Origin of the sequence: Streptomyces ossamyceticus (assembly GCF_001418475.1) — a bacterium.
GTDB lineage: Bacteria > Actinomycetota > Actinomycetes > Streptomycetales > Streptomycetaceae > Streptomyces > Streptomyces ossamyceticus.
Genome location: NZ_LIQX01000167.1, coordinates 1 through 7265 on the forward strand (window position 1 = coordinate 1; position 7265 = coordinate 7265).

The 7265-nt window shown below is 73.4% G+C and carries 7 protein-coding genes; 5 read left to right on the plus strand and 2 right to left on the minus strand.

Features of this window, described 5'->3' with window-relative positions; all coding sequences use genetic code 11:
- Window positions 1-93: 93 nt before the first annotated feature.
- Together AOK15_RS13970 and AOK15_RS13975 are read right to left on the minus strand one after the other, a co-directional pair.
- Window positions 94-1620 carry a hypothetical protein gene (locus AOK15_RS13970; RefSeq protein ID WP_055516429.1) on the minus strand — a complete coding sequence of 509 codons (1527 nt, stop codon included), beginning with the start codon at window positions 1618-1620 and terminating at the stop codon, window positions 94-96.
- 158 nt (window positions 1621-1778) lie between these two features.
- The gene (locus AOK15_RS13975; protein ID WP_055516431.1) at window positions 1779-2474 is read right to left on the minus strand and encodes a GntR family transcriptional regulator; all 696 of its coding nucleotides are present in this window, start codon (window positions 2472-2474) and stop codon (window positions 1779-1781) included.
- Between the two features lie 276 nt (window positions 2475-2750).
- On the opposite strand from AOK15_RS13975, the gene AOK15_RS13980 reads away from it, so the two are divergent.
- The 5 genes from AOK15_RS13980 to AOK15_RS14000 are packed head-to-tail and all read left to right on the plus strand — an operon-like array spanning window position 2751 to window position 7200.
- Window positions 2751-4109 carry an MFS transporter gene (locus tag AOK15_RS13980; protein ID WP_055516433.1) on the plus strand — a complete coding sequence of 453 codons (1359 nt, stop codon included), beginning with the start codon at window positions 2751-2753 and terminating at the stop codon, window positions 4107-4109.
- Entirely contained in the window at window positions 4106-4933 is an 828-nt protein-coding gene (locus AOK15_RS13985) for a putative hydro-lyase (RefSeq protein ID WP_055516435.1), read from the plus strand. The genes AOK15_RS13980 and AOK15_RS13985 overlap by 4 nt, the downstream gene beginning before the upstream one ends.
- A 31-nt stretch (window positions 4934-4964) precedes the next feature.
- The gene (locus AOK15_RS13990; RefSeq protein ID WP_055516437.1) at window positions 4965-5723 is read left to right on the plus strand and encodes a LamB/YcsF family protein; all 759 of its coding nucleotides are present in this window, start codon (window positions 4965-4967) and stop codon (window positions 5721-5723) included.
- Window positions 5720-6331: a 5-oxoprolinase subunit PxpB gene (pxpB, locus tag AOK15_RS13995; RefSeq protein WP_055516439.1), complete on the plus strand. Its 612-nt coding sequence runs from the start codon at window positions 5720-5722 to the stop codon at window positions 6329-6331. Before AOK15_RS13990 ends, pxpB begins: the two co-directional genes overlap by 4 nt.
- The gene (locus AOK15_RS14000; RefSeq protein ID WP_055516441.1) at window positions 6328-7200 is read left to right on the plus strand and encodes a 5-oxoprolinase subunit C family protein; all 873 of its coding nucleotides are present in this window, start codon (window positions 6328-6330) and stop codon (window positions 7198-7200) included. Before pxpB ends, AOK15_RS14000 begins: the two co-directional genes overlap by 4 nt.
- Window positions 7201-7265 lie beyond the last annotated feature (65 nt).

Genomic DNA, 7265 nt, shown 5'->3' on the forward strand with positions numbered 1-7265 from the left:
AACGGGGGACAGCGACAGCGGGGGCGGATGGCAGGCCGCATGCGGTCGGGAACCGGCCGCGGGCGGGGTCGGGCCGGGGGCCCGAGGGCGCTCTCATGCCGCCTCCGAACGGTCTGCCGCCATCCCGGCCGCGTCCAGCAGTGCCGTCCCCACGATGAGGTCGGCCCCGCCGAACTCCGGGTCGTCCAGCTCCGTCCCGTCGTCCACGGCGAAGAGCAGCTTCTCCTCCCCCTGCCGGTAGGCAGTGCCGACCGGGGGGCTGGCCGCGTGCACGGCCAGCAGAGCGACGAGGTAGGGCAGTTCGGGGTCGGACCGCCGGGCCTCCACGAGCAGTCCCGACAGCCGTCGGGGCGCGTCCGCGGGCAGGTCCAGCAGGCGCATCGCCGCGGCCAGCTGCGCCTCGCTGAACCGGCTGTCGTCCGGGGTGGCGATCAGGTCCGGCTCCGGCATCTCAGCGCCCAGGTGCTCCCGCTCCACCGGCGGTGTGAACAGGAGGTCGACGAGGTCCCCGAGCCGCGCGGAGCCCGGCGTACGCAGCCCCGTCCCGCGGGCGAAGAACGCGTCGGTCACCCGCCTGGCCTGCTCCACGGGCAGCGGCAGCAGCGGGGCGAGCAGATGACCGTAGAGGTCGGTCCCCGAGGTCGTCATGGGGGTGGCGAAGGCCTGCCGGTCCTGCTCGGCGCGGAACAGCGGGCCCGCCTCCAGCAGCCGGGACTGCAACTGGGTGTGCCGCCGGATGCAGTCCTTGACGATGTCGACGAGCTCCGCGGCGCGCCGCTTCTGCTCGGGGTCCTCGGACTCGTCGCGGGCCTTGCGGATGTTGGTGAGGATCGCGTTCTCGTGGCGGTAGCGGTCGGCCACGTGGTCGAGCGCCTCGGCGATCATGTCGGGGACGGCCTGGAGCCAGTCGACCGCGCGGACGTTGCGCCGGGTGGCGTCCAGGGCCTTGCGGAGGGTCTCCGAGTACTGCACGGTCCGGTAGCGCGCCTGTTCGGCGGCGAGCTGGGCGTCGGCGAGCCGACCCCGGCTGATGAGGACCTCCAGCTTGACCTCGGCGGCGATCTGCGCGCTGGTGACGTCGGTGTCGAGGGCGCCCACCAGGACGTTGACGGCCTCGTCGGTCGTGCGGAGGTAGACCCCGCCTCCGTAGCCGGGGACCTCCTCGATCAGCTTGAAGTCGTAGTCGCGGCGCACATAGGTGCCGTCGGAGGCGAAGGTGCCGTAGACGGCGCGGAACCCGCGGTCGACGCTGCCGACGTTGATCAGGTTCTCCAGGACCCAGCGGGCGACGCGCTCGTGCTCCTCGACGGGCCGCCGCGGGGCCTGGGCGGCGATACGGGGGATGAGCCGGGCGACGATCTGGTCGTGGTCGGCGCCGGTGTCGAAGTCCATGTTGAGCGTGACCAGGTCGATGGCGGCGAGAGCGACCTCCGCCATGCCGTACACCGAGTACTCACCCGCGAGGTTGGCCTTGCGCGCGTCGAGGTCGTGCAGCGGCGCGGTGCAGGCGAGCGCGCGCAGCCGCCGCGCCAGGCCCTCGTCGGCGGCCGGGCCCGGCGCCGGGCGCGGCCCCGCGCCGAGCTGGGGCGGAACGCTGTCCGTCGATACGGGTGAAGTCACGGTGCACAGATTAGGTCCTGGGTCTGACAGCGACCCAAATCGCTGCGCCGGGCGGGCCACCGGGCCGGGCGGAGAACGCCACGTCACCGGGCCGGGTGAACGCCGTACCACCGGCCGCTCGCCCCGCATCACGACCCGCCGGCTCGGCCGCGGCCCGCTCAGGACACGTCGGCCACCCGGCGGCCGTAGACCTCGACCAGGCCCCGCAGCGAGTCGTCGAGGTACTCGGCCAGCATCTCCTCGGCCCGGTCGCGTTCGCCTCGCTGGAGCGTCCCGAGGATCAGCTGGTTCCGCGCCAGGTACGGCTCGTAGAGCTTGCGCGGGTTGTCCACCACGTGGAACGCGAGCCGCAGTTCGGCGAAGACGCTGCGCATGAGTTCGTCGGTGCGGGCGCTGCCCGCGAGGGCGACCAGTTCGCGGTGGAAGTGGATGTTGGCGGTGGAGACGCCCTTCCAGTCGCCCTCCCGCGCCTGCCGCTGACCGTCGTCGACCGCCTCGGCCAGCGCGTCGAGGCCGTACGGCGGTTCGCCGAGCCCGCGGACGACGGCGCACTCCACGAGCCGACGGGTGCGGTAGATGTCCTCGACGTCCTGGACGGTGAGGACCCGCACGAAGACTCCGCGGTTGAGCTCGTGCACGAGGAGCCGTTCATGGGTGAGCAGGCGGAACGCCTCCCGGAGGGTGTTGCGGGAGACCCCGAGGGCGCCGCCGATGCTGTCCTCGGACAGGCGGGTGCCCGGCGGGAAGAAGCCTTCGGCGATCCGGCTCCGGAGGATGTCCGAAACCCGCTCGGCGGTGCTGGTGCGGCCCAGCAGGGCCCGGTCGTCGGCAAGTCCCGTCAGTTCGGCGGCCATGCGCCGAATTCAACCGCAGACATCAGAACGAGACAACATGGGTATTGAAGGATCGTTCAACGATCCTCTACCTTGCTGGACAGGCGCCCCGAACCCCGCCACGGTTCGCCCCACCCGGCGCCGGCCGCCCCCACGCGGCACGGCACACGGCTTTGGCACGCCGACAGGGCACAACAGTTCGGCACGTGACACGGCACAGCGGCTCGGCACGCCCGACCAGGCACGACGGCACGGCTCACCCCTCACGCATCCTCCGTCCCTCATTGCGAGGTGCTCATGAGCTCGACCCCTCCCCCGCCCTCGACTCCTCACTCCTCCTCGCCACCTCACTCCTCCTCGGCCCCCACGACCGCATCTCGGCCCCCGGCAGGCGCACAGGCCGCTGACGACGGCGCGTTCGGCTGGCTGCGTGCCCTCGGTCCGCGCGGCCGCCGGGCCTTCGGCGGCGCGTTCGGCGGCTACGCCCTCGACTCGTACGACTACTTCACGCTGCCGCTGAGCATGGTCGCGCTCGCGGCCTACTTCGGGCTGGACAGCGGTCAGACCGGCCTGTTCACCACGGTCACGCTGGTCGTCTCGGCGATCGGCGGCGCCGCCGCGGGCGTGCTGGCGGACCGGATCGGCCGGGTGAAGGCCCTGATGATCACCGTGATCACCTACGCGGTCTTCACCGTGGCCTGCGGCTTCGCGCCCAACTACGAGACGCTGCTGGTCTTCCGGGCCCTCCAGGGCCTCGGCTTCGGCGGCGAGTGGGCGGTCGGCGCGATCCTGGTCGCCGAGTACGCGAGCGCCAAGCACCGGGGGCGCACCCTCGGCGCGATCCAGAGCTCCTGGGCCGTGGGCTGGGGACTCGCCGTGATCGTCTACACGGTGGTCTTCTCCGTCTTCGGCGACGACCTCGCCTGGCGCGTGATGTTCTGGACGGGTGCCCTGCCCGCGCTCCTCGTCGTCTGGGTGCGCCGCTCGGTCGAGGACGCCCCGGAGGCCGCCGCCGCGCGGGAGCGGAGCGCCGAGAAGGGCTCGTTCGCCGCGATCTTCCGGAGCGGCACCACGGCCGCTCCCGGCCTGCTGCGCACGACGCTGTTCGCGGTGCTGCTGTCCACGGGCGTCCAGGGCGGCTACTACACGCTGGCGACCTGGGTGCCGACGTATCTGAAGACCGAGCGCGACCTGTCCGTCGTCGGCACCGGCGGCTATCTCACCTTCCTGATCTCCGGTGCCTTCATCGGCTACCTCACCGGCGGCTACCTCACCGACCGGCTGGGCCGCAGGCGGAACATCTGGCTGTTCGCGGTGCTGTCGGCGCTGTGCATCCTGGCGTACGCGAACATACCGAGCGGCGCCAACGGCCTTCTCCTGGTGCTCGGTTTCCCGCTCGGGTTCTGCATGTCGGCGATCTTCAGTGGCTTCGGGTCGTACCTGAGCGAGCTGTACCCGGTGGCCGTACGCGGCACCGGGCAGGGCTTCACGTACAACACCGGGCGCGCCGTGGGCGCCGTGTTCCCGACGACGGTCGGCTTCCTGGCCGACAGCTGGGGGGTGGGCGGCGCACTGGTCTTCGGCGCGATCGGCTACGCCCTGGCGGCCGTCGCGCTCCTCGGTCTGCCGGAGACGCGCGGGAAGGAGCTGGTATGAACCCCGCGACCGCGCAGGACCGTCCCGTGACCCTGGTCGAGCCGCACGCGCACGCGTGGAGCCCCGGTGAGGCCCGCGCCCGGTTCCGCGCCGGGCTGCCGGGGCCCACCGCCGGGATCGCCGCCGGGCACACCCAGGCGAACCTGATCTCGGTGCCCGCCGACTGGGCGTACGACATGCTGCTGTTCTGCCAGCGCAATCCGAAGCCCTGTCCGGTGCTCGACGTGACGGACGCGGGAGCCTGGACCACCCCGCTCGCCGAGGGCGCCGACCTGCGCACCGACCTCCCCCGCTACCGGGTGTGGGAGCACGGCGACCTGGTGGCCGAACCGACGGACGTGGTGGACGTCTGGCGGGACGACCTGGTGTCGTTCCTCATCGGGTGCAGCTTCACCTTCGAGTGGGCGCTCACCGAGGCCGGCGTCCCTATGCGCCACATCGAGCAGGGCCGCAACGTCCCCATGTATGTCACCGGCCGCCAATGCCGGCCCGCGGGCCGGCTGCACGGCCCGATGGTGGTGTCGATGCGCCCGGTGCCGCCCGAGCACCTCGGCACCGCGATCCGGGAGAGCGGTCTGCTCCCGGCGGTGCATGGTGGCCCGGTGCACTGCGGGGAGGCGGCGGGCCTCGGCATCGCCGACCTCTCCCGCCCCGACTTCGGCGAGGCCGTGACCGCCGAGCCGGACGACATCCCGGTGTTCTGGGCCTGCGGGGTCACCCCGCAGGCCGCCGTGATGGCGTCGCGCCCACCGTTCGCGATCACCCACGCGCCCGGGCGGATGTTCCTGACGGACGCCCGCGACGAGCAGTACCGCGTGGCCTAGCAGGCCGCGCGGAAAGAGGAGAATGGGAACCATGACGTCGATCGACCTCAATGCCGACCTCGGCGAGGGTTTCGGCCGCTGGCAGCTGACCGACGACGAGGAACTGCTCTCCGTCGTCACCAGCGCCAACGTGGCCTGCGGCTTCCACGCCGGGGACGCGGTCACCATGCGTCGGGTCTGCGAGCTGGCTGCGGAGCGCGGGGTGCGGATCGGCGCCCAGGTCTCGTACCACGACCTCGCGGGCTTCGGGCGGCGCGCGATGGACGTACCGGCCGCCGAGCTGGCGGCCGAGGTGGCCTACCAGGTCGGCGCGCTGGAGGTCTTCGCGCGCGCGGCGGGCACGCGCGTGTCGTACGTGAAGCCGCACGGAGCGCTCTACAACCGTGTGGTGCACGACGCCGAGCAGGCGGCGGCAGTCGTCGACGGCGTGGTCCTCGCCGACGCCACGCTGCCGGTACTCGGTCTGCCCGGCTCGCACCTGCTGAAGGTGGCGGAGCAGGCCGGACTGCCCGTGGTCACCGAGGCGTTCGCCGACCGCGCGTACACCGAGCGCGGCACCCTGGTACCGCGCAGCCAGGACGGCGCGGTGATCACGGACGCCGCCATGGTCATCGAGCGGTCGGTGACCCTGGCCCGCTCCGGCACGGTCGTCTCCCACTCCGGCGAGCACATCACCGTGCGCGCCCGCTCTCTGTGCCTGCACGGCGACACACCGGGCGCGGTGGAGCTGGCGCGGCGGGTGCGTGCGGAGCTGACCGCGTCGGGGGTCCGTGTGGAGGCGTTCGTATGAGGGCCATGCCGGTCGGCGCTCGCGCGCTGCTCATCGAACTGGACTCGGGCGAGGAGGCCGAGGCCCTGCACGCCGAGCTGCTGCGCCGCCGCGCCACAGGTGACCTCGCGGTCGCCGAGATCGTCCCGGCGGCCCGCACGGTCCTTCTGGACGGTCTGGAGGCCCCCGTCCGTCTCGCCGAGCGCCTCGTCTCCTGGGAGGTGCCGCCCGCCCCGGCCCGCGCCGAGGAGGTCGTCGAGATCCCCGTCAGGTACGACGGGCCCGATCTGGCGGACGTCGCCGTCCACTGGGGCGTTGACGAGGCCGAGGTGATCCGTATCCACGCGGCCGTCGAGTTCCGCGTCGCCTTCTGCGGTTTCGCCCCCGGCTTCGGCTACCTGACGGGTCTGCCCCGTGAGATGCCGCGCCGGGCCACTCCCCGTACCGCCGTCCCGGCGGGCTCGGTCGCCCTGGCCGGCCCGTACACGGGCGTCTATCCACGTTCCTCCCCCGGCGGCTGGCAGCTGATCGGCACGACGGACACCGTCCTGTGGGACCCCGCGCGCGTGCCGGCCGCGCTGCTGACGCCGGGCACCCGTGTCCGCTTCACCCCGGTGGCGACGCCATGAGCGACCGTGCCCTCGCCGTCGTCCGGGCCGGTGCCCTGACCACCGTCCAGGACCGGGGGCGGCCCGGCCACGCGCACCTCGGTGTCCCCCGCTCGGGGGCCCTGGACGCGCCCGCAGCCGCCCTGGTCAACCGTCTGGTGGGCAACGCCCCGGAGGCGGCCGTCCTGGAGACCACCGTCAACGGCTGCTCCGTACGGCCCCGCACGACGGTCACCGTCGCCGTGGGGGGCGCGCCCTGCGCGGTCACTGTGGACGGCCGCCCGGCGGCCTGGGGAGCGCCCGTACGGGTCCCCGGTGGCGCGCTGCTGGACATCGGGGCGGCACGCGCGGGGGTACGCAGTTATCTCGCCGTCTCCGGTGGCGTGACCGTCGAGCCGGTCCTCGGCAGCCGGTCCACGGACCTGCTGTCCGGTCTTGGTCCTCCCCCGCTGGCGGACGGCACCGTGCTCCCCCTGGGACGCCCGACCGGGCCGCACGCGTGCGTGGACGCCGTTCCGCATCCGGCACCGCCCACGGAGCTGGTCCTGCGGGTCACGCTGGGCCCCCGCCACGACTGGTTCACGGACTCGGCGCTCACCACCCTGGCCGCCCGTCCCTACGCCGTGTCGTCGGCGAGCAATCGCATCGGGCTGCGCACGGAGGGCCCCGCGCTGGACCGCGCGCGGCCGGGAGAGCTGCCGAGCGAGGGCATGGTGCTGGGAGCGATCCAGGTGCCGCCGGACGGCCGCCCGGTGGTCTTCCTCGCCGACCATCCGACCACCGGCGGCTATCCGGTGATCGCGGTCGTCGACCCGGCGGACCTCCCGGCCGCGGCCCAGGCCACGCCGGGCACACCCGTGCGGTTCATCGCCGTACGACACCGCCGCTGACCGCACGCACGACGCCGGCTCCACCCCACTGCCGCCTTCACCCCCCTTCCGCGGTGGCCCCACCC

What these genes read in the sequence shown, in the direction of transcription:
- pxpB (WP_055516439.1), top strand. Translation starts at nt 5,720, where the DNA reads ATGAGGGCCATGCCGGTCGGCGCTCGCGCGCTGCTCATCGAACTGGAC.
- AOK15_RS14000 (WP_055516441.1), top strand. Translation starts at nt 6,328, where the DNA reads ATGAGCGACCGTGCCCTCGCCGTCGTCCGGGCCGGTGCCCTGACCACC.
- AOK15_RS13990 (WP_055516437.1), top strand. Translation starts at nt 4,965, where the DNA reads ATGACGTCGATCGACCTCAATGCCGACCTCGGCGAGGGTTTCGGCCGC.
- AOK15_RS13985 (WP_055516435.1), top strand. Translation starts at nt 4,106, where the DNA reads ATGAACCCCGCGACCGCGCAGGACCGTCCCGTGACCCTGGTCGAGCCG.
- AOK15_RS13980 (WP_055516433.1), top strand. Translation starts at nt 2,751, where the DNA reads ATGAGCTCGACCCCTCCCCCGCCCTCGACTCCTCACTCCTCCTCGCCA.
- AOK15_RS13975 (WP_055516431.1), bottom strand. Translation starts at nt 2,474, where the DNA reads ATGGCCGCCGAACTGACGGGACTTGCCGACGACCGGGCCCTGCTGGGC.